This window comes from Chryseobacterium populi (genome assembly GCF_000282115.1).
Taxonomy (GTDB): domain Bacteria; phylum Bacteroidota; class Bacteroidia; order Flavobacteriales; family Weeksellaceae; genus Chryseobacterium; species Chryseobacterium populi.
In genome coordinates this window covers 43,041-64,654 of sequence record NZ_AKJY01000111.1, presented here as the reverse complement: position 1 = coordinate 64,654, position 21,614 = coordinate 43,041, and the positions used below count along the sequence as shown (strand labels likewise).

16 protein-coding genes are annotated in these 21,614 nt (G+C 36.1%); 6 read left to right on the top strand and 10 right to left on the bottom strand.

Features of this window, described 5'->3' with window-relative positions:
* Nucleotides 1-91: 91 nt before the first annotated feature.
* Nucleotides 92-1,513 carry an oligosaccharide flippase family protein gene (locus tag PMI13_RS19460; protein ID WP_007846984.1) on the bottom strand — a complete coding sequence of 474 codons (1,422 nt, stop codon included), beginning with the start codon at nt 1,511-1,513 and terminating at the stop codon, nt 92-94.
* A 189-nt stretch (nt 1,514-1,702) separates the two neighbouring features.
* On the opposite strand from PMI13_RS19460, the gene PMI13_RS19455 reads away from it, so the two are divergent.
* Complete coding sequence (locus PMI13_RS19455; protein WP_007846983.1) at nt 1,703-3,040, top strand: dihydroorotase; 1,338 nt, start codon at nt 1,703-1,705, stop codon at nt 3,038-3,040.
* A 208-nt stretch (nt 3,041-3,248) separates the two neighbouring features.
* Here the strand turns inward: PMI13_RS19455 and PMI13_RS19450 are convergent, their stop codons facing one another.
* From PMI13_RS19450 to PMI13_RS19440, 3 genes are all read right to left on the bottom strand, one after another.
* Nucleotides 3,249-5,546, bottom strand: coding sequence for a GH92 family glycosyl hydrolase (locus PMI13_RS19450; protein ID WP_007846982.1), 2,298 nt, complete (start codon nt 5,544-5,546; stop codon nt 3,249-3,251).
* 77 nt (nt 5,547-5,623) lie between these two features.
* Nucleotides 5,624-6,304 (bottom strand): response regulator transcription factor, encoded by a 681-nt coding sequence (locus tag PMI13_RS19445; protein WP_007846981.1) that lies wholly within the window; start codon nt 6,302-6,304, stop codon nt 5,624-5,626.
* A gap of 18 nt (nt 6,305-6,322) precedes the next feature.
* Nucleotides 6,323-7,570 (bottom strand): sensor histidine kinase, encoded by a 1,248-nt coding sequence (locus tag PMI13_RS19440; protein WP_007846980.1) that lies wholly within the window; start codon nt 7,568-7,570, stop codon nt 6,323-6,325.
* 158 nt (nt 7,571-7,728) lie between these two features.
* Between PMI13_RS19440 and PMI13_RS19435 the strand changes: the two genes are divergently transcribed.
* The 5 genes from PMI13_RS19435 (at nt 7,729) to PMI13_RS19415 (ending at nt 14,408) form a co-directional block, all read left to right on the top strand.
* Nucleotides 7,729-8,139 carry a DUF1573 domain-containing protein gene (locus PMI13_RS19435; RefSeq protein WP_007846979.1) on the top strand — a complete coding sequence of 137 codons (411 nt, stop codon included), beginning with the start codon at nt 7,729-7,731 and terminating at the stop codon, nt 8,137-8,139.
* Nucleotides 8,140-8,305: 166 nt separating this feature from the next.
* The gene (locus PMI13_RS19430) at nt 8,306-9,187 is read left to right on the top strand and encodes an SDR family oxidoreductase (protein WP_007846978.1); all 882 of its coding nucleotides are present in this window, start codon (nt 8,306-8,308) and stop codon (nt 9,185-9,187) included.
* Between the two features lie 83 nt (nt 9,188-9,270).
* Nucleotides 9,271-11,469, top strand: a complete 2,199-nt coding sequence (locus tag PMI13_RS19425) for a M1 family metallopeptidase (RefSeq protein WP_007846976.1) — start codon at nt 9,271-9,273, stop codon at nt 11,467-11,469.
* A 171-nt stretch (nt 11,470-11,640) separates the two neighbouring features.
* Nucleotides 11,641-12,468 carry an endonuclease/exonuclease/phosphatase family protein gene (locus PMI13_RS19420; protein WP_007846974.1) on the top strand — a complete coding sequence of 276 codons (828 nt, stop codon included), beginning with the start codon at nt 11,641-11,643 and terminating at the stop codon, nt 12,466-12,468.
* 77 nt (nt 12,469-12,545) lie between these two features.
* Entirely contained in the window at nt 12,546-14,408 is a 1,863-nt protein-coding gene (locus tag PMI13_RS19415; protein WP_007846972.1) for a M1 family metallopeptidase, read from the top strand.
* A 74-nt stretch (nt 14,409-14,482) separates the two neighbouring features.
* Here the strand turns inward: PMI13_RS19415 and PMI13_RS19410 are convergent, their stop codons facing one another.
* The 6 genes from PMI13_RS19410 to PMI13_RS19380 form a co-directional block, all read right to left on the bottom strand.
* Nucleotides 14,483-15,490: a zinc metalloprotease gene (locus PMI13_RS19410; protein WP_007846971.1), complete on the bottom strand. Its 1,008-nt coding sequence runs from the start codon at nt 15,488-15,490 to the stop codon at nt 14,483-14,485.
* Between the two features lie 525 nt (nt 15,491-16,015).
* Complete coding sequence (locus PMI13_RS19405; protein WP_007846969.1) at nt 16,016-17,032, bottom strand: zinc metalloprotease; 1,017 nt, start codon at nt 17,030-17,032, stop codon at nt 16,016-16,018.
* Nucleotides 17,033-17,444: 412 nt separating this feature from the next.
* Nucleotides 17,445-18,086 (bottom strand): response regulator transcription factor, encoded by a 642-nt coding sequence (locus tag PMI13_RS19400; protein ID WP_007846968.1) that lies wholly within the window; start codon nt 18,084-18,086, stop codon nt 17,445-17,447.
* Nucleotides 18,083-18,868 (bottom strand): sensor histidine kinase, encoded by a 786-nt coding sequence (locus tag PMI13_RS19395; protein ID WP_007846966.1) that lies wholly within the window; start codon nt 18,866-18,868, stop codon nt 18,083-18,085. Before PMI13_RS19395 ends, PMI13_RS19400 begins: the two co-directional genes overlap by 4 nt.
* Nucleotides 18,869-19,547: 679 nt before the next feature.
* Entirely contained in the window at nt 19,548-20,099 is a 552-nt protein-coding gene (locus PMI13_RS19385) for a hypothetical protein (protein WP_007846963.1), read from the bottom strand.
* Nucleotides 20,100-20,265: 166 nt separating this feature from the next.
* A complete protein-coding gene (locus tag PMI13_RS19380) occupies nt 20,266-21,267 on the bottom strand; it encodes a zinc metalloprotease (protein WP_007846962.1) in 1,002 nt (333 codons plus the stop codon).
* Nucleotides 21,268-21,614 lie beyond the last annotated feature (347 nt).

Below are 21,614 nucleotides of genomic sequence, written 5' to 3'. Positions count from 1 at the left end.
ATACCAGTGTAACCGGTGATGCTTGCTGTTTTTTAAATATTTGTTTAATTTTTTAATAAAACTGAGTAGTATCAAAATGGAGACCAAAGTTTTAAGAGGTCTTCCGGACTCTTGATAAGAGCATGTTTTTTTCAGTATAGATTAAAATTCCGGTGTAGATGATAAATAAAAGGTTGCCCAACCAGAAATTATAATTAATATACACTGTAATAAAACTGAAAGCCATTAATAGCCCGATAAAAAATGCCATTTTCTTAATACGGTAAGGAATCGGGTAGTATTTTTGTCCCAGCATATAAGAAGTAACCATCATTACAAAATAAGCGAGGAAAGTTACCCATGCTGAAACCATAAAGCCATATTTTTTTAACAGCACCAGGTTTAAAACAATGGTAATGATTGCTCCCAGCCATGAAATGACCGTTCCTATTTTGGTTCTGTCGGTCACTTTATACCAGGTTGAGAAATTATAATAAATTCCAAAGCAAAGATTGGCAATAACGATGATCGGAATAATGTCAATAGCAGTCCAGTAGGTGCTGTTGGGAATAAGAATTTGTTTTAACCATCCAATGTTGGCAATAATTCCCATCGCAACTGTTGAAGCAAAAAATGTAAAATATTCGGTTACTTTTGCATATGTATTTTTAGCATTTTCATTATTCATTTGTTTGAAGAAGAAAGGTTCAATTCCCATTCTGTAGGCGGTAACGAATAAGGTCATTAAAACCGCCAGCTTATAACAGCCTCCATAGGCCCCTGCATCTTCATTCGGAATAAAATAAATCTGAATGGCCTTATCAAAATTCTCATTGAACATAAATGCGAGTCCTGCGATCATTACAGGCCAGGAGTAGCCAATCATCCTTTTAAAAAGGTCAGCTGAGAATTTAAACCGGATTTTCAAAACTACAGGAAGCAGTAAAATAAATCCTAAAAAGCTTGCTGCAAGATTGCTGTAAAAAGGAAAGGAAACTTTTTCTTTTAATCCGAACCCCTGGGATATGCTGAAAGGAATATAAAGAAATAATGCGAGGGTAACTACAGTCTGGAATAAAGACTGTAAAACTCTTACCAATGAATATTTTATCGGCTTATTATTATACCGGAGCCATGCAAACGGGATAACACAAAGATTATCGAAAAATGCGATCCAGGCAAACCAGCGGATGTATTCGGGATTACCTGAATATTCGAGTTTATCTGCAATAGGTTGGGTAAAAATTAAGCAGGCTAACAGAAACAGGGTAGACAATCCAAATAAAAACCAAAATGAAGTATTGAAGGTTTTCTTCTCATTATCTTTTTCCGAAGAGAAACGGAAGAAAGCGGTTTCAAAGCCAAATGATAGAATAATATTAACGAAAGAAATCAATGCGTACAAATTTGAAAATATGGCGAAATCCTTTTTTTCAATCTGATCGATGTATAAAGGATTAAGAATGAACAGAATCACTCTCGGCATAATCGCGCCTATTCCATAGATGATAGTCTCGTTAAGAAGTTTTTTCAAAATGCGAAATTTCTTGCAAATGTAAATATTTACAAATTGATTTTTTAAGAGTGGTATTAAAATTCATTCATAAACCTTAATTTTGCCTTTATAGAAATTAGAATAAGGAAGTCAGAAATTAATAGTATAATTAATGACACCTGTCTCTCCAACTTCTATGACCTAACCTCTAACTTCTAAAAAAAGTAAATGAAGACCCTTATCAAAAATGTAAAAATCGTTAACGAAGGCCAGATCTTTGAAAGCGATATTTTAATTGAAAATGACCTGATTTCTAAAATAAATCCCAATATCTCTGAAGAAGCAGACCAGATTATTGAGGCGTCCGGAAAATATCTTTTACCGGGAGTTATTGATGACCAGGTACATTTCCGTGAGCCGGGCCTTACTCATAAAGGAGATATCGAAACTGAATCAAGATCTGCCATTGCAGGTGGGGTAACAAGTTTTATAGACCAGCCGAATACAGTACCGAATGCGGTTACCCAGGAGTTATTGGCAGATAAGTATAAAATAACTTCTCAGAAAGCTTACGCCAATTACGGTTTTATGATGGGGGGAACCAATGATAATCTGGAAGAAGTTTTAAAAACAAACCCGAAAAATGTTCCAGGGATCAAATTATTTTTAGGCTCTTCCACTGGAAATATGCTGGTGGACAATCCGGAAACATTAGAAAATATTTTCAGCAGTACAAAAATGCTGATTGCCGTTCATTGCGAAGATGAAGCCACAATTAAAGCAAACACTCAAAGATACCTGGATGAGTATGGAGAGGATATTCCTGTAAAATTTCATCACCTGATCAGAAGTGAAGAAGCCTGCTACATATCTTCATCCAAAGCTGTTGAGCTGGCGCAGAAAACAGGAGCGAGACTGCATGTATTTCATCTTTCTACGGCAAAAGAAACGGCACTTTTCAGAAATGATATTCCTTTAAAAGATAAAAAGATAACAGCGGAAGTGTGTGTGCACCATCTTACGTTCACCAATGAAGATTATGAGACAAAAGGAGGCCTGATCAAATGGAATCCTGCTGTAAAAACCCAGAAAGATAAAGATGGACTTTGGGAGGCATTGCTGGATGACAGGATTGATGTGATTGCTACAGACCACGCACCACACACCTGGGAAGAAAAGCAGAATGTCTACACAAAATGTCCTTCCGGAGCACCTTTGGTTCAGCATTCTTTAGTTGTGATGCTGGAAAACTATATCAGCGGCAAAATTTCTTTAGAAAAAATCGTTGAAAAAATGTCCCATAATCCGGCTATCCTTTTCAGAGTTGAAAAAAGAGGTTTTGTGAGAGAAGGATATAAAGCAGACCTGGTTTTGGTAGATCTAAATGAAAACTGGACGGTTGCCAAAGACAACATTCTGTACAAATGCGGCTGGAGCCCGTTAGAAGGAATGAATTTCCGTTCTAAAGTGACCCATACTTTTGTCAATGGAAATCTGGTTTATGATAACGGAAAAATTAATGAAAATAAATTCGGGGAACGGTTGCTTTTTGAAGTTCAGGAATAAATATCAATAGGAGCGGGCTTTAGCCCGCTTTTTCTTTAAAAACATCAAGTTGGCTTTAGCCAAAACCTATTTTAAACTCCTGTAGATTGAGTAAATTTTACAGATGATTGCGTACGATCGAGAGTTTTGTTCAATTTTATCATTCCGTAGCAATCTCAGCAAAGCAAAGATCAAAGCTTAGATTCTTTCAGAATGACAAACTATATGTTTATTTTTTCAGTTTAGCACTCATATAAAAAGTCAGCTTTCCGCCATTCATCAATTCAGAATGCTTCAATGTGAAATTTTTAATTTCTTTTCCATTTAAAAGAATCTTTTCAACATATACATTTTCCGGACTTTGATTAATGGCTTCAATTTCAAAAGTTCTTCCATTTTCTAAATTCAAAACAGCATGATCTACCGCCGGGCTGCCAATTGCATAATCTTCCGAACCTGGTGCCACAGGATAAAAACCAAGTGAGCTCAGAATATACCAGGCACTCATTTGTCCTGCATCATCATTTCCTCCCAACCCGTCAGGAGTAGCTTTGTACTGCATTTCTAAAATTTTCCTGATCTGGGCCTGGGTTTTCCATGGCTGGTCTGCCCAATTGTAAAAATAAGCAACATGATGGGCTGGCTCGTTTCCGTGTACATACCCGCCGATAATACCTTCCCTTGTAATGTCTTCCGTATCAGCAAAGAATTCGTCAGGCAAATGCATGGTAAACAGTTCATCCAGTTTTGAAGCGAATTTTCTCTTTCCGCCCATCATTTTAATTAATTCATCCGGATTCTGAGGAACAAAAAAGCTGTAGTTCCAGGAATTTCCTTCAATAAAACCCTGTCCGTGGGTACTTAATAAGTCAAAATCTTTTTTGAAACTGCCGTCTGCCAGTCGGGGACGCATAAATCCGATGCTTTTATCAAAATTATTCTTCCAGTTTTCAGAACGTCTGATAAACTGATTGTAGATTTCTGTTTCACCTAAATGTTTTGCCAGTTGTGCAATAGCCCAGTCGTCATAAGCATATTCTAATGTGTTGGAAACCGAGGTCCCACTTTTCTCGGCGGGAATATAGCCCAAATCTATATATAGCCCGATTCCTTCATAATCTCTTTTATTGGCTGTCGCTACACATGCTTTTAAGGCTTCTTTGGCGTCTCCGGTATAGTTTCCTTTAATGATAGCATCTGCCACTACGCTTACACTGTGATAACCACTCATACACCAGTTGTCATTGGCATAATGTGACCAGATCGGCAGCATTTTCATTGAAAACTGATCATAATGTGCCATCATCGATCTTACCATATCATTATTTCGTTTTGGCTGAATAATGTTCAAGAATGGATGAAGAGCACGATAAGTATCCCAAATAGAGAAGGTGGTATAATTGGTAAAACCTTCCGCTTTATGGATGTTTTGATCCAGGCCTTTGTATTCTCCATTCATATCCGTATAAGTGGTAGGGTTGATGAATGTGTGATACATCGCTGTATAAAAGTTTGTCTTTTCGGTGTCAGAACCTTTAATGACAATTTTATTGAGTTCTTTATTCCAGTCTTCCTGGGTTTTTGCTTTTACCTGATCAAATGATAAGCCGCCGGTTTCTTTTTCAAGATTGTCCAGTGCATTGGTTTGGCTTACCGGTGAAATAGCCAGCTTCACCTCAATCGCTTCGCTTTCATTCGTATCAAAATCAAAATACATTTTCAGGTTTCTCCCTGCAATTTCAGGGAAATTTTTAGTCTGGTCAAACTTTCTCCAGAACCCGCCGTAAACCTGTTTCCCGTCGTAATTTTTCTGCCCGTATGATTTGAACGGTTTTGAAAATTTCACGGCAAAATAAACAGTTCTTGTTCTCGCCCAGCCACTGGTTTGTCGGTATCCTGTAATCGTATTGCCGTTTTCGACACGTACATAAGTCCATACATTTTTACCTTCATAATTATAAATTCCTGCCATCAGGTCTAAAATAATGTGGGCCTGGTCAGATTTTGGAAATGTGTAACGATGTACGCCTACTCTTGTCGTAGCCGTAAGTTCAGCTAAAATATGATGATCATCAAGTTTTACTTTATAATATCCGGCTTCTGCCTTTTCATTCTGATGAGAAAACCTGCTTCTGTAGCCATTTTCAGGGTTGGATGCTGTTCCGGGATTCAACTGGAGCTTTCCTGTTGTCGGCATAATTAAAAAGTCCCCAAGGTCGGAATGTCCTGTTCCGCTGAAATGAGTAGAGCTGAAACCGACAATCGTTTTGTCTTCATAGCGGTATCCTGCACAGTATTTATAAACCTCACCATTATACTTTCCGTTAAGTTCATAAGAAATAGTATCCGTTTCCGGGCTTAATTGTATAGCTCCGAAAGGGGCGGTAGCACCGGGATACGTATGTCCCATTTTTTCAGTTCCGATTAACGGATTGACGTATTGTATTAATTTTTCGAATCTTTGAGATTTAAAATGTAAACTAAAAAATAGGAATAAAAGAAAAAGAGAAGTTCCTGACCTTTTCATGTATGGGTAATTTTTCGGAGAGTAAAATTAAATAAAATCAAAGAATAACCGTTTATCGTTTTTGATTCAGGTATTATTTATTTTTCAGAAAACCGGAAACCTATTCCGTGTAAATTTTCAATGAATATATTTTGGTCATCTGCAAATACTTTCCGCAGTCTTGAAATGAATACATCCAGGCTCCGTCCCATAAAGTAATCATCATCTCCCCAGATTGCTTTCAGGATGTCCTGTCTTTTCAAAACCATGTTTTTATGGCTGATGAAATATAGCAGCAACTCAGATTCTCTTTGGGTGAGAGTAATGCTGTTTTGAGTATCCTGCAAAGTATAATTTTTAGGATCAAAGTCATATTTTCCGATTTTGTATTTGGATGGTTGTGTATTTGTTTTCTTTGAACGCTTTAGAAAAACTTCGATCTTAAGAATGAGTTCTTCAATACTGAACGGTTTTACAAGATAATCATCCGCACCAATTTTCAGCCCTTTAATTCTGTCCTCCTTCAGAGCCTTTGCAGAAATAAAAATGATAGGGATCTCAGAATTTTTTTCACGAATGTGCTGTGCCAGTTCAAATCCATTGATTTCTGGCATCATGATATCTAAAAGACAAATATCAAAATTTTGGGTATTGAAAGCTTCAAACGCAGATTTTCCGTCTGAATAGCAGGAAATTTCATAATAATTTTCCAGGCTGTCCTGAATCAGGAATGCAATCGTACTGTCATCTTCAGCATATAAGATCTTAGATTTTTCCATAGCTTGAGCATTATTATTTTAAAACGGTGCAAACAAAGTGATGGTAATTCCCTCATCAGGATTATTTTCAACAGAAATTTTCCAGTTATGTTGCTGTACGATCTTTTTTACGTAGAATAATCCTAATCCAAAACCGTTCACCTCATGACTCTTTTTTGTATTTACCCTGTAAAACTTATCAAAAATATGAGGAATATTTTTAGCAGGGATTCCTATTCCGTTATCTTTAAATTTTAAATATAAGCCTTTTGAATCTTTAAAGGAAGATATGATAATACCCGGTTTTGTTTCACAGTACTTGATAGAATTGTCCAAAATGTTATAAATGATATTAGTCAAGTGAAATTCATCAGCAATTATTGAGATATTTTCTTCAATATCAATTTGTATGGTAAGGTTCTCATTCTTTTGCTTTATAGTATCTGCAATTTGTGAAATGAACGGAAATAAAACTATTTTTTGAGATTTTAAAGAAAGCCCGGAGGCATCATGCCGGGCGATATTCAATATTTTTTCAATATGATTATTAAGTTTATAGCTTTGGTCTGTGATAATGGATGTGTAGGTTTCCAGCTTAGGATTTTCTTTGATGAGTTCCTGCTTTGTCAATGCTTCAGAAGCCAGAAGGATGGAAGAAAGAGGTGTTTTAAATTCATGGGTCATATTATTGATAAAATCCCTTTGAAGCTCCGAGAACTTTTTTTGCTGAATAATGGTATATATGGAATATACATAAACGAGAAGGATAATAATAAGAGCAAAGGTGAGCAAATACCAAAACCGCAGGGAGCTTATCAGATATGTAGTTTTATCCGGGAAACGAATAGAAAAATAGTACACCAGATTTTTATGCTTTGGAAATTTAATGACCTTACTGTCCGGGTGTTCCTGATGCTTTGAAATATATTTTCCATAGATCATTTTATCACTATGACAATTGTATACTGCGTAAACATAATTCGTATTGATCTGAAAGCGGTTAAACTCCGTTCTCAAATAATGCTCTAAGACTGCAGGATGAAATTCATTATTGATATTTACCACATAATAGTCATTGGAAATATTCTGCACCGGGTTTTCAGTAAAAGAGGTTTTTCCTCCTGATAATTTTTCCACTACTCCCAGTAAAGCGATGTTTACCGTTTGGTTGAATTTTTTATCCTCAAGATTATATGCCTGTCGGGTCCATAAAAGTTGGGCTATCAAAATACCGATAATAGCTACAAACCCGAGGGTTATTATAATATTAAGTTTCTTAATTTCCATTTTACAGAAGCAATATTATTCAAAAATATCTATTTATCTTTTATCATTAACAACTTGTTAACAAATGTTTGAGAGCAGTTAACATGCTGAATTGAGAATCACCTTTACATTTGCGATATCAAAATATGATAAACATAATAATTAATAAAATTTATATCATGAAAAAATTAAAAATTACTGTCCTTTTAGCGGTTTTGGCATTCTCTCCTTTTTATGCAGGTATACTTCCTTTTGAAAATACTTCTGTCAAGGTAATTATTGATGCAATCAAATGGAAATCAGAATCTGTTGATGTGGGAAATATCCCTCAGGGAAAACCTAAAGTAATCAGATTTGAATTTACCAATACCAGCTCAAAACCGATTGTTATAGAAAATGTGGCGCCATCATGCGGTTGCACAACAGCGGATTATACAAAAACCCCGATTCTTCCGGGTAAGAAAGGATTTGTGGAGGCAAGTTACAATGCAGCAAATCCGGGAGCATTTATGAAAACGGTTAACGTTACAACCAGTGATAGCAAAACCCCAAAAACTCTTTCATTCAAAGGAGTAGTGGTTGCTGGTTAATTTTTATTTAAAAGCCAATTAAGAAACAGCCCGATCATTATGATCAGGCTGTTCCTATTTATAAAAAATGATAGTGTGGAAAGAATAATTATTTATGGCATTATTTATCATGTCATTTTAAATAAACTCCGATCAATATTTCCTATTTTTAGGAAAAATTAAAATTATGAATCTATATACACAACCTATGTTGCGTGAAGACGCACTGAAGGATAAAGTTGCTGTCGTTACAGGTGGCGGAAGCGGTCTTGGAAAAGCCATGACCAAATATTTTCTTCAATTGGGAGCTAAAGTTGTCATTACTTCCAGGAACCTGGAGAAATTGCAGGCCACAGCCAAAGAACTGGAAGATGAAACGGGAGGTAAGGTTCTTTGTGTTGCCTGTGATGTAAGAAACTGGGATGAAGTGGAAGCTGTAAAGGAAGCAACTTTAAAAGAATTCGGTAAAATCGATATCTTATTAAACAATGCTGCCGGAAATTTTATATCTCCCACAGAAAGACTGACGCATTCTGCATTTGATTCTATTCTGGATATTGTTTTAAAAGGAACAAAAAACTGCACACTCTCCATAGGAAAGTACTGGATCGATTCTAAAACTCCGGGAACGGTACTGAATATTGTGACTACATATTCATGGACGGGTTCTGCGTATGTAGTCCCTTCAGCCTGTGCCAAAGCCGGTGTTCTGGCAATGACAAGATCGTTGGCTGTCGAATGGGCGAAATACGGAATACGTTTTAATGCAATTGCTCCGGGACCTTTCCCTACCAAAGGAGCCTGGGACAGATTGCTTCCCGGTGACTTACAGGAAAAATTCGATATGAGGAAAAAAGTTCCGTTGAGAAGAGTGGGAGAACATCAGGAGCTTGCAAATCTTGCAGCGTATCTGGTATCAGATTATTCTGCTTATATGAATGGGGAAGTGGTAACCATTGATGGGGGAGAGTGGCTTCAGGGTGCAGGAGAATTTAATATGCTGGAAGATGTTCCGCAGGAAATGTGGGATATGCTGGAAGCTATGATCAAAGCAAAAAAATCAAATTAATTAAATTGATATAAAAGGTTCCCGGACTTGTAACAATTCCGGGAGTTTTTTTACCTATCTGATAAGTATTTAAACTTTTTCACATGAATTATAAACTTCCAACTCTTGTTTCCGCAATAACAGTTTTTCTTTTTTCAGGATCTGCATTTGCACAGGAAGCTCCAAAGTATGATTACACAGAAGCATTCAAACCCTTCTTTTACCCTCACACGGGCACAGAAACCCGTTCTGCAAGCGGACAGCCCGGACATGCATACTGGCAGAATTCTGCAGACTATAATCTCAATGTCAGTCTGAATGATACTAAAAATGAAATTACGGGAAGCGCCGAAATTACCTATACCAATAACAGTCCGGATATGCTGAGCTTTCTTTGGTTGCAGCTGGATCAGAATTTATTCGCGAAAGATTCCCGGGGTAATGCAGTAGTTCCGCTTTCGGGAAGCAGAAACGGAGCTCATGGGGAAGATTTTGATGGGGGGTACAAAATTAAATCGGTAAAACTTGATGGTAAGGATGTGAAATATACCATTATTGATACAAGAATGCAGATTGACTTACCTAAAGAGCTGAAGGCAAAAGGGGGTGTTGCTAAAATTAAAATCGACTACGCTTTTGTTTCTCCGGAATACGGATCAGACAGAATGGGTGTGCAGCAGACTAAAAACGGAAAAGTATTTACGATTGCACAGTGGTACCCAAGAATGTGTGTATATGATGATATATTAGGCTGGAACACGATGCCCTATCTTGGAGCTTCGGAGTTTTATCTGGAATATGGTGACATCACGGCAAATATTACAGTGCCGTCCAATCATTATGTTGTTGCTTCCGGGCAACTTCTTAATGAAAAGGAAATGTACAGCAAAGAAGAGAACAGTCGTTGGGAGCAGGCTAGAAACAGTGATAAAACGGTCATGATACATCCGGAATCTGAGATTAGTAAAAACCAGTCTTCCGGAACAAAAACATGGAAATTTAAAATCGAAAAAACAAGAGATTTTGCCTGGGCATCTTCACCTGCATTTGTATTGGATGCAGCAAGGATTAATTTGCCAAGTGGGAAAAAATCTTTGGCGATTTCCGCTTATCCTGCTGAAAGTGGTGGCGAAAAAGCATGGGGGAGATCCACGGAATATACAAAAGCAGCTATAGAACATTATTCCCGGAAATGGTATGAATACACCTATCCTGCAGCCACAAACGTAGCGGGAAATGAAGGCGGTATGGAATATCCCGGAATCGTATTCTGTCATATGGATTCTAAAGGAGAGAGCCTTTGGGGAGTTACAGACCATGAGTTCGGGCACAACTGGTTCCCGATGATTGTGGGCTCCAATGAAAGATTATTCGCATGGATGGATGAAGGCTTTAACACATTTATTAACGGCCTTTCTACAGAAGCTTTCAATAAAGGAGAATATTATAAAAAACAAAATGTAGCCCAGTCCGGAGGTTTTCTGATGAGTGATAGTTTTGAACCTATTATGATAGGCCCTGACAATATGAAAGAAAGAAATATCGGAATCCTTGCTTATTTCAAGCCGGGAACAGGATTGGAGGTTTTAAGAGAATCCATTCTGGGGCCTGAAAAATTTGATAAGGCATTCAGAACGTATATAGACCGTTGGGCCTTCAAACATCCGACTCCATGGGATTTCTTCCATACGATGGAAAATGTTTCGGGTGAAGAACTTAACTGGTTCTGGAGAGGATGGTTCCTTAATAAATGGAAAATCGACCAGTCTGTTAAAAATGTAAAATATATCAATGGTGACTTTAAAAACGGTGCCCAGATTACGGTTGAGAACCTTGGACAGTTGCCGATGCCAACTACCGTTCAGGTGAAATTCAAAGACGGAACTACACAAATTTCAAAAGTGCCTGTTGAAGTTTGGAAACGAAATACGGAATGGACATTCAAAATCAATTCCAATAAAGAAATTGATGAGGTAAAACTGGATCCGAATGGTCAGATTCCTGATGTTAATGCAAAAAACAATTTATGGACGTCCGCACAGGCAGTAGCTGTTGAGAAAATCAATCCGAAAGATTTTACAGGAACCTATGGCAGTAAAGATATTCCGATTAAATTAACGTTTCTTGAAAAAAATGGACAGCTTTTCGGGCAGGCAAAAGGCCAGCAGGAATTTCCTCTTGAATACACGGGAGATAATAAATTTACTTTTGAGCAGGCTGAAATAACAATAGTTTTCAGTAAGGATAAGAAAACAATCAATTTCACACAAGGTGGTAGAGAATTCAAATTCACTAAGGAATAACGATCTGTTATAAAATATTTAAAAATAAGCTCCAAAATTTTTTGGAGCTTATTTTTTTTGCAATCTTTTGAGAAAAACTTATAATAATTTAACATTATAATGATGTCTTTTAGATCATTCTCTGCAGAAGAAGTTTTATTTTTGTTGCTTTATTATTTAAAATAGAGGATTATGTATTTCAGATTTTCAATTTTATCCCTTATGTTTTTTGCATTGGGATTTTCACAGGATCTTAAAGTAATGAGTTTTAACATCAGATTAAATGTAGAATCTGATAAAGAAAATGCATGGCCACAAAGAAAACAGGATGTTGCAGACCTGTTGACTTACTATCATCCCGATTATTTTGGGGTTCAGGAAGCTCTCCCCGAACAGATGAAGGATATAAAAAACGGATTGAAAAATTACGATTATGTAGGAGTAGGAAGAGATGACGGTAAAGAAAAAGGAGAATTTTCTGCTGTTTTTTATGATACAAACAGGCTTCAGGTATTAACTTCAGGAACGTTCTGGCTTTCTGAAACTCCTGATATTCCTTCAAAAGGATGGGATGCTGCTTTAAACAGAATCTGTACCTATGCTGTTTTCAGGGATAAAAAATCCAAAAAAGAATTCATGGCATTAAATCTTCACTTTGATCATGTCGGAAATGTAGCAAGGGTAAAATCTTCAGAGCTGATTTTAAATAAGATCAAAGAAATCAACCCCAAAAACTTACCTGTAATTTTGAGTGGTGATTTTAATTTAACGGATGATTCAGAGCCTATCAAAATTATTTCACAAAACTTAAAAGATACTTTTTACAATTCGGAAACAAAGCATTACGGGCCAGTGGGGACTTTCACGGCATTCAACGTTAATGAAGCACCGAAAGACAGGATTGATTATATTTTTGTAAAAGGGTTCAAAATAAAATCACACCGGCACATTAATGACAGGAGGCCTAATCTCCTTTATCCCTCTGATCATTTTCCTGTCATTGTAGATTTACAGTTTTAAAAATACAAAGGCAATATTTTTTTATTGTTTTTTTTGTTACAGTTTTGTACGTTTAATACTTATCATAAATAATTTTAATGAAAAGATTGGTTATAGGCTTGTTTTTAATGTCTTTAGGTCAGTTTTCTGCCCAGGAATTATACATGCCCAGAAACATTAAAAAAGCATATCAGAACGGGACCCGTGATATTTCGGGTGCTCCCGGGAAAAATTACTGGCAGAATAAAGGAATATACAATGTTGAGGTAAAAGTGGATGCCAATACCAAAATAGTTTCAGGAAAAGAAACCATTGTTTACAGCAATAACAGCCCGAATGATTTGCATTCATTAGCGATAAGATTTGTTAATAATCTTCATAAGCCACAGGCCCCAAGGTCAGGTTTTGTATCAAAAGATTTTTTATCCTCAGGTTTGCATATTAAATCTTTCATTGTAAACGGTGAAAAATATAATATAAACAGTGATGATTGGGGAACTGTAGAATCAGTGAAACTTAATAATGCTTTAAAAGCAAAAACAAAAGCTGAGGTTAAAATAGAATGGGAATACCCGCTGTCGGTACAAAGTGGAAGAGAGGGGCAGATCGATCCTGAAACTTTTTATGTAGCCTATTCATTCCCGAGAATTTCTGTATATGATGATTACAACGGATGGGATATGCTTCCACATTCAGACAGACAGGAGTTTTATAATGATTTTAATGATTATAATTTTGCGATTACAGCTCCGAAGAATTTTGTTGTTTGGGCTACAGGGGATTTTCTGAATCCCGATGCTGTACTTCAGTCTGAGTATCTGAAAAGGTATAGGGCCTCTTTGAGAAGTGATAAAGTAATTCATGTTGCCAACGAGGATGAAATGAAATCCGGAAAAGTCACCAAGCAGAATAAATGGAATGTCTGGAAATTTAAAGCAACTCATATTACCGATTTCTGTTTTGCTTTGAGTAATCATTATGTCTGGGATGCGGCAAGTGTTCAGCTTAAAACAAAAAGAGCAAGTGTTCAGGCAGGATACAAAGCAGGAGCAAAAGATTTTGAACATTATGTAGACTGGATGCGCTATAACCTTGACTGGTTTTCGAAAAACTGGCCGGGTGTAGAATACCCATACCCGGTAATGACAGCTATTCAGGGATATGCCGATATGGAATATCCAATGATGATCAATGATACCAGCATTCCTGATGACTTTCAGGACGCAAGGCTGACTGCAGATCATGAAATTGCGCACACCTATTTCCCTTTTTATATGGGAATTAATGAAACAAGATATGCCTTTATGGATGAAGGGTGGGCAACCACTCTGGAATACCTGATTGGTATTGATGAAAACGGGGAAGCAAAAGCTAAAGAATTCTACCGGAATTTCAGGGTGAAAAGGTGGATCAATGATCCTTCAGCAGAACAGGATCAGCCTGTTATCTCCATGAGTACACAGGTAAGCGGAGCTGGATATGGTAATAACTCCTATGTAAAATCTTCATTATCTTATTTGGCGCTGAAAGACTATTTAGGAGATAATCTGTTTAAAAAAGCTCTGCATCATTATATGGATAACTGGAATGGGAAACACCCTGTTCCATGGGATTATTTTTATTCAATGAATACAGGTTCCGGAAAAGATCTAAGCTGGTTCTGGAATAACTGGTTTTATACCAATTATTATATCGATTTAAAAGTAACAGGTGCTAATCAGCAAAATGATTTACTGACAGTAAATATTGATAATGTTGGCGGTTTTGCAATTCCTTTTGATACCGTACTTACCTATGAAGACGGAGCAGAAGAAAAGCTTCATTTTTCTCCATCGATCTGGGAAAAGGATCAGAAGCAGGCTGTTTTGACGGTTCCGATTAAAAAGAAAGTGAAATCAGTCAAATTAGACGGTGGGCTTTTTATGGATTATACTCCGGAAGATAATTTAAAAACCCTGTAAGTTTTATTTCAAAATAAAACTCCGGCCTCACGCAGTGAGGCCGGAGTTTTTTAATATTAAATAGTATGTTATGTTTAAAGGACTCTTAATCCTGCCCTTGAGCCGGATGCATCTACAACAGCCTGCATTCTTGTTTTCTGCCCTGCAGAGAACATAAACATAGCAGCATCATCCACATAATCCATGTAATTCATGAACATAACAGAGCGGGAAACACCGCTGCATGTGTTATATAGTGGATATGACGGTTTGTTATAGTTGGCTGTAGTCTGGGTTGGAGTATCGGCAACAAGGTCATTACCACAGTTGGCATCTCCCCAGATGTGTCTAAGATTCAAATAGTGCCCAACTTCGTGAGTGGCAGTTCTTCCTAAATTAAATGGAGCTGATGCACCTGTTTTTCCAAAGAATGGAGCAGCGATTACTACACCGTCATTCCATAATCCTGCAGATTCAGGGAAAGTAGCATATCCCAGAATTGTTCTTCCCTGGCTGGTCATTTTACCTACTACCCAGATATTTAGATAGTTGGTAGGGGTAGTTGCATCAAGGCCTCCGGTAGATGCTTTTTTCATAGCATCATTAGTACCCCAGCTTGTTTTTGAAGTAGACTTTCTTATTGTGTTAACAAGTTTAAATCTTACTTTTACATCATCTGCTTTTACTGTTTGAAATTCTGTCGGGATGTTTGAAGCATCAGTATTTGTGCCTCCGTAATCAGCATTTAATACCGCAATTTGCTCTGCAATTCTGGCATCAGAAACATTTTCTGCGGCAGTTTTGTAAATTACATTCACTACTACGGGAATTTCAACAGTACCGTCAGCAAGAACTTTTCCTAACTTCAGTTCGTTGGCAAATTTTTCAGTATTGGCTTCTAATACATTGAACTTTTGTCGGAGCTCCGGATTGTTTTGAAGGGCTACTTTTCGGATTTCTTCAGATGGGCACTCCCTTTTACCTGCAAGGTTTACTGAAGCATCAGCACCGTTTGAAGGGTTTTCATTTTGATTGGTAACATTATCACTGTTACAAGAAGACATGAATCCTAGCGCAAGGATTCCAAACAATAGTTTTTTCATAATTCTGATTTTGGTAGAGTTTCAGATTGTGAAATTATATTATTTGAAATTATCACACAATAGTTTTGCTTATTTTTTTAATAAAAATTTAATATTTGAGGTTAATTTTTGCTTATTATTTACGTTTATACTGTAATTGTTAAATAATTTTCAATATTGTTATTTAATTTAAATTACTTTATATTTTTATTTATTTTACGTTAATTAATATTATTGGCTGTTTTTATTTAATAAAATTCATTTATGAATATTATTTTTTTAACGTTGGATTTTTCTTGTGTAGAGGATTTTTAAAAGGTTACAAAAATTGAGTAATGAAGAATTTTATTAAACAAAACTTTGTTTTTAAATCAAGCTTTTTAAAGGTACATCATATGCCCTGGATTGTTATTTTAATGTCCGGATGAAAATAAAGAGAGGCTGTCTCAAAAGGTAAATTAATGCTCTGAGAATCTCCTAAATGACAAAAGTTGTCAGACAGGCGTCTGAGAGAGGGGTACTTTTGAGACAGTTTCCATTTTTATTTTATAATCTTAATCCTGCTCTTGGTCCGGATGAAGCAACTACGGCCTGCATTCTGGTTTTTTGATTGGCAGAGAACATAAACATGGCCCTGTCATCTACATAATCCATATAATTCATGAACATTTGAGAACGGCTTATACCTCCGCAAACTCTGTTTAAAGGGTATGATGGTGTTCCGTAGTTTGGTCCCGGAGAAACGGGAGTATCACCAGAGTAATCGGTCTGGCATCCTGTATCGGATGATCCCCAAAGGTGGGGTAAGTTTAAATAATGTCCTACTTCATGAGTAACAGTTCTTCCTAAATTGAACGGAGCAGAAGCACCTGTTTTTCCGATGTATTGATAACCTATTACAAGGCCGTCATACCATAAACCCGCTGATTCAGGGTAATAGGCATATCCCAGGGTTCCCGGGTCCCCATTCTCGTCAAGGATAGAGTTAACCACCCAGATATTCATATTTTTAGTAGCGTCAGTAGCATTAATCCCTCCGGTGCTGGATTTTTTCATTTCTTCCAGCTCGGAGCTCCATCCTGTTTTTGAACTTTGTTTACGGTTGGTTGCCACCAGTTTAAAGCGGATTTTCACATTCCCGGCAGCATAGGGCTGGAAAGCTGACGGTATTTTTGAAATATCAGAATTGGTAGCTCCGTAATCAGCATTCAGAACAGCGATTTGTTCTGCAATCCTTGCATCAGAAATATTCTGGGCAGAAGTGTTATAAATTACATTAAAAACAACCGGAATCTCAACGGTTCCGTCTGCAAGTACTTTTCCCAATGCGATGTCTTTTGAGAATCTCTCAGACTGCAATTCGTTGGCGTCAAACCGGGCTTTTAGCTCAGGATGGTTTTTGAGGTTTTTTTCTCTTATTTTGTCTGAAGGACAAGATCTATTGGATTGGATAATCCCGGAAGGAACACCTGGGTCTGAAGGGTATTCCTGGTTCGAAATACCGTCGCTGTTACAAGCAGACATAAAACTGAGCACAAGAGCTCCAAATAATAATTTTCTCATAAATTTATATTTTGGTTTGAAAATATGAAATTATATTATTTAGATTTAGGATGCAAGTAAAACGATGTTTTTTTTAATGTATTTTTATTATTATGTTAATTTTGTTATGTATTTGATGTTATATAATGTTTTTTATTGATTTTTAGTTAATATTGATTATTTTTTGTAAAAAATTAATTTTAAATATTTTTTAATGTTATTTTTTCACATAATAGTGCTTGAAATGATGGATTTTTTACGCTTAACATTTAATGGTTAAAGAATGAATATTGACATTTTTTTGGCAACCAAATTATGAAACAGGATATTTCACTTAAAGAAAGTGAAAAAGCTACCTCCAGAATGAGACAGCTTCCATTTATTCTAATTTGAAGGTATTTTGCTCCGGTTTGTGGGAACTCAAACAGGGTGGTTAGTTGGCAAAGCCGTTTTTAATAGCAAAAACAGCCAGTCCCACACGGGTCTTCAGATCCAGTTTTTCACAAAGCTGATCCCGGTAGCTTTCCACAGTTCTTGGGCTGCAGCACATTTTATCGGCAATTTCTTTATAGCTGAGTTCAGTTACCGTAAATTTTAAAAATTCTTTTTCACGGTCAGAAATTCTGATAGCATTTTCACTCTCTTTATCATTATTAAGGTTTGAAAAAATAATTTTTGAGGCCCACTCGGGATAGAAAAATCCATCCGAATTTAATTTGGTAAGTGCTGTTTCGAGATCTTTTGGATGTGTGTTTTTTAATAAATATCCTTTGGCTCCGTTTTTAATCATTTTAATGACGCTTTTATCGTCACCCTGCATACTCAGGGCCATCACTTTAATGTCCGGATGATTTTCCTTCAGCCAGAGAACGGTTTCGAAACCGTCCATAATTGGCATGCTGATATCCAGAAGTATAATATCCGGGATCTTACTGTTATTTTCAAACTTTTGAATGAGATCTTTTCCGTTTTCGGCCACATAAATCACTTCGAATTCTTTAAAATTATCAATGATTCCTTCTAAAGCTTTCGCAATAAGTACGTGGTCATCAACAATAACGATCGTTTTTTTCATGGCTGTCTTTTTAAAATAATATTAAGTGTAGTTCCGATATTTTTCTCACTTTCAAGTCTGAAGTTAGCGCCGATAATTTCCGCCCTGTTTTTCATATTGGTTAAGCCGATTCCTTTTGATGTTATTTCAGATTGGTTAAATCCAACACCATCATCCTTGATGTTAAGCTCCCAAAGTGATTCTTCGGAAGTATTCAGATTAATGAAGATATTCTTGCAACGGGCATGTTTTATACTGTTTTGAATAAATTCCTGTGTAATTCTGAGAAGCATGTTTTTATGTACAAATCCAAGGTCAAGCTGTTGGAAGTTGTGTTTGAAACTTACTGTACATCTTTTAAAAGCATTGGTATTGTCTACTTCTTCCTGAATTAAAGTTACGATTTCTTTTTGACTGATTTTATCATCCGTTAAAGTTTTTGACAGGCTCCTTAAATCCTGAAGAGACTGGTTGATGATCTGTGAAACCTGTTCTATTCTTTCGCTTACTTCCGGTACCTTGTTTTCGTACAGAAGCTGTTGGGTGTACAGACTTACCAGTGTTAATTTTTGCCCGATGTTGTCGTGAAGCTCTCTCCCGATCTGTTGCATGGTGGCATGCTGAATCTCCAGCTGAGTGGCCAGAAGTTCTTTTTGGTGAATTTCGTTTTTAATCTGTATTTCATTTAAATATTCTCTCTTACGAAGTCTGTATTTCCTAATATAAATGGATACAGCAACTACAAACAACACAAAGAATAAGTTGAATAAAATAACCGTTATTAAGAGTTCTGCTTTCCCCATATGAATGAAATTGAGAATAATAAATACATGATAATACAGGAAATTAAACTATAGCTGTAATAAATGTCCCAAATTTCCCGATGCTCATAATACAAAAGTATATTAAAGGTATAAAAAGGAAGTGAGCCGATATAGAATAATGTTACTCCTAAATTGATATAAAACATTCTGTTCTTGTGGAAATTGATAATATCATCAGAATTGATTTGCTTATAATATTCCATAATAACCAAAATCATCAGAAGCAGACATCCAAAAGTATAATTAAAGGAATTTATTATTTTACTTTCCTTAAAGTATGTTTCACTTAATATAAATGAAATTAAGTACAACAATGTTAAAACCCAAAACAAACCTTTGTTCTTCTGCAATTTTACTCCATAAAGCCAATAAAAGAAAACAAATTGTAGTGGGATTACAAAATAATTGTAATACATGGCTTTTTTTGTGTGCTCTATCACCGGATTTGAAAATGTGATCCAGCTAACACCCCATTTTGCAAAAGCTTCACAAAAAAAAATGATGATTAAATAATAGACAAAATATTTCCAATATTGTCCTTTTATGTTTTTGTAGTATAAAATAGCAATAATAGCAGCAAATCCCTCAACCCAAAGGCTGCTGTTAATTAGGAAAATTTGAAAATTATTTAACATTATTTGTGTTTAAGCGGGATAGATTAATACATTTGAACTACTGGAGTCGCAGGCGGAATAAGTTGCCCGTGATTTTGAGCTAATGATTCATCCTCCTCAGGATCATCTGCATTGCTTGATTTAAATGCCATTGCAGACATTTGTCCGTTGACTGCGCTTAGAGGATTGAAGTCATAATCCAATAATTCTCCCTCTTCATTTTCAGATTTTAAAGTTGGAATCATGATCAGTGTGTGCTTTTCTGCATATTCTGTAGGAACGGGATGGCTTTCCATGATATCCCAGTTTTCTAATTTCGGATAGGCTGCATAATAAAACCTGATTCCTAAATCATTTTCGGTTGTATCCGGATTCACTTTTTGTGCTTCGATTTCAATATCTGCAATAAATTTTTTCAATTTAGGAAGATCAAACCATATAGAATGGGCATCAGTAATTTCCAGGGTTGAATTAATCGCCATCAAATGGTTGTTACGGTAATTATTTACAAGTTCTTGGATAAGACTTGTTGTCATCATGTTAGCTGCATTGAGTGTTTCAATAGCTTCACTTTCAAAGATAGGTTTTGTTTTCATAATGTCAGTTTTATAATTGATATTGCAAATTTCGTAAATTTTTTATGTTAAATGCTCGTATTTTACCTATTTATTATCCGTGTTTTTACGGATTGCAGAAAAGGATGTAAATGCATAAGTCCCCAAGCTATTCACTTGGGGACTCAATCTGTATTTTGAATTTTTTCTATAATACTCTCAATCCGGCTCTTGGGCCTGTTGCTGAAACAGAAGCCTGAATTCTGTCATTCTGTTGTTGTGTAAACATAAATAAGGTGGTTTCGTCAGAATAATCCATATAATTCATGAACATAACAGAACGTGAAACACCACCGCAGGTTTCATATTTAGGGTATGTAGGAACTCCTCTGTGGTTTGTGATCTGTTGCGGAGTATCATTTACAAGGTCATTTCCACAGTTGGCATCACCCCAAATGTGTCTCAGATTCAGATAGTGGCCTACTTCATGTACTGTTACCCTCCCTTTATTGTGGGTTGCTACCGGTCCGCCTTCACCTACATATTCATCCATCATTACTACTCCGTCATTCCAAAGACCAGCAGATTCCGGGAAAGTAGCATATCCTAAAACATATCCTGACTGGTAAGGCATGTAGTCTACTACCCATATATTTAGGTAATTATTTGGAGTTGTGGCGTCGATTCCTCCGGTGCTTGTTTTTTTCATTTTATCATCAGGAGACCATCTTGATTTTGTCGTTGACTTCCTGTTGATCTGCGCTAATCTGAATTTGATCTTGGTATCTCCGGCATTTACAGGCTGGAATTCTACAGGAATACTAGAAACATCAGCATGAGTTGATGCAAAAGCTTTATTCAGAACGTCAATTTGGGAATTGATTCTAGCGTCTGATACATTGTTGGTAGAGTTTGTATATAAGACGTTGAAGATTACCGGAATTTCAACACTACCGTCAGCTAAAACTTTACCCATCTGTTTTTGCTGGATAAACTGAGCTGTTTTATTTTCTATCTGAAGCAAGCGTTGTGCGGCCTCTGGATTTTCTAAAAGGAATTTTTGCCTTACTACGTCCGAACCACAGATAGCATCTCCTTTGGCAAGGGTTTCAGATTGTTCAGGGCCTGAATTGTTGACAATAGAATTTTCTGTTTCATTATTACAAGAAACAAAAAGAGTAATCAGTACTCCTAATAATGTTTTTTTCATAAATTTATTTCTTATGGTTTAAATGTGATGCTAATATATAAAAAATAAACTTACATTGAATATAATCCACTGTTTTAACATTTTTTATGTGTTAATGTTTATTTTTTAATTATTTAATTTATTTTCATATTTTCATTATTTGTTTTAATTTTTCAACATATTTTTATAAAAATGAAAAATTTGAATGATAACTATGAGGTTTGTTGTGAAAATTATATTTATATGGAAAATGCTCATTACTATGATTCTTATAATCAAACGATCTGGAACAGGAAGAGTAAAAAATAATATGAATAAAAAAACCGAAAGAATTTTTTCTGGCTGAATAATGTATTCACTTATAAAAA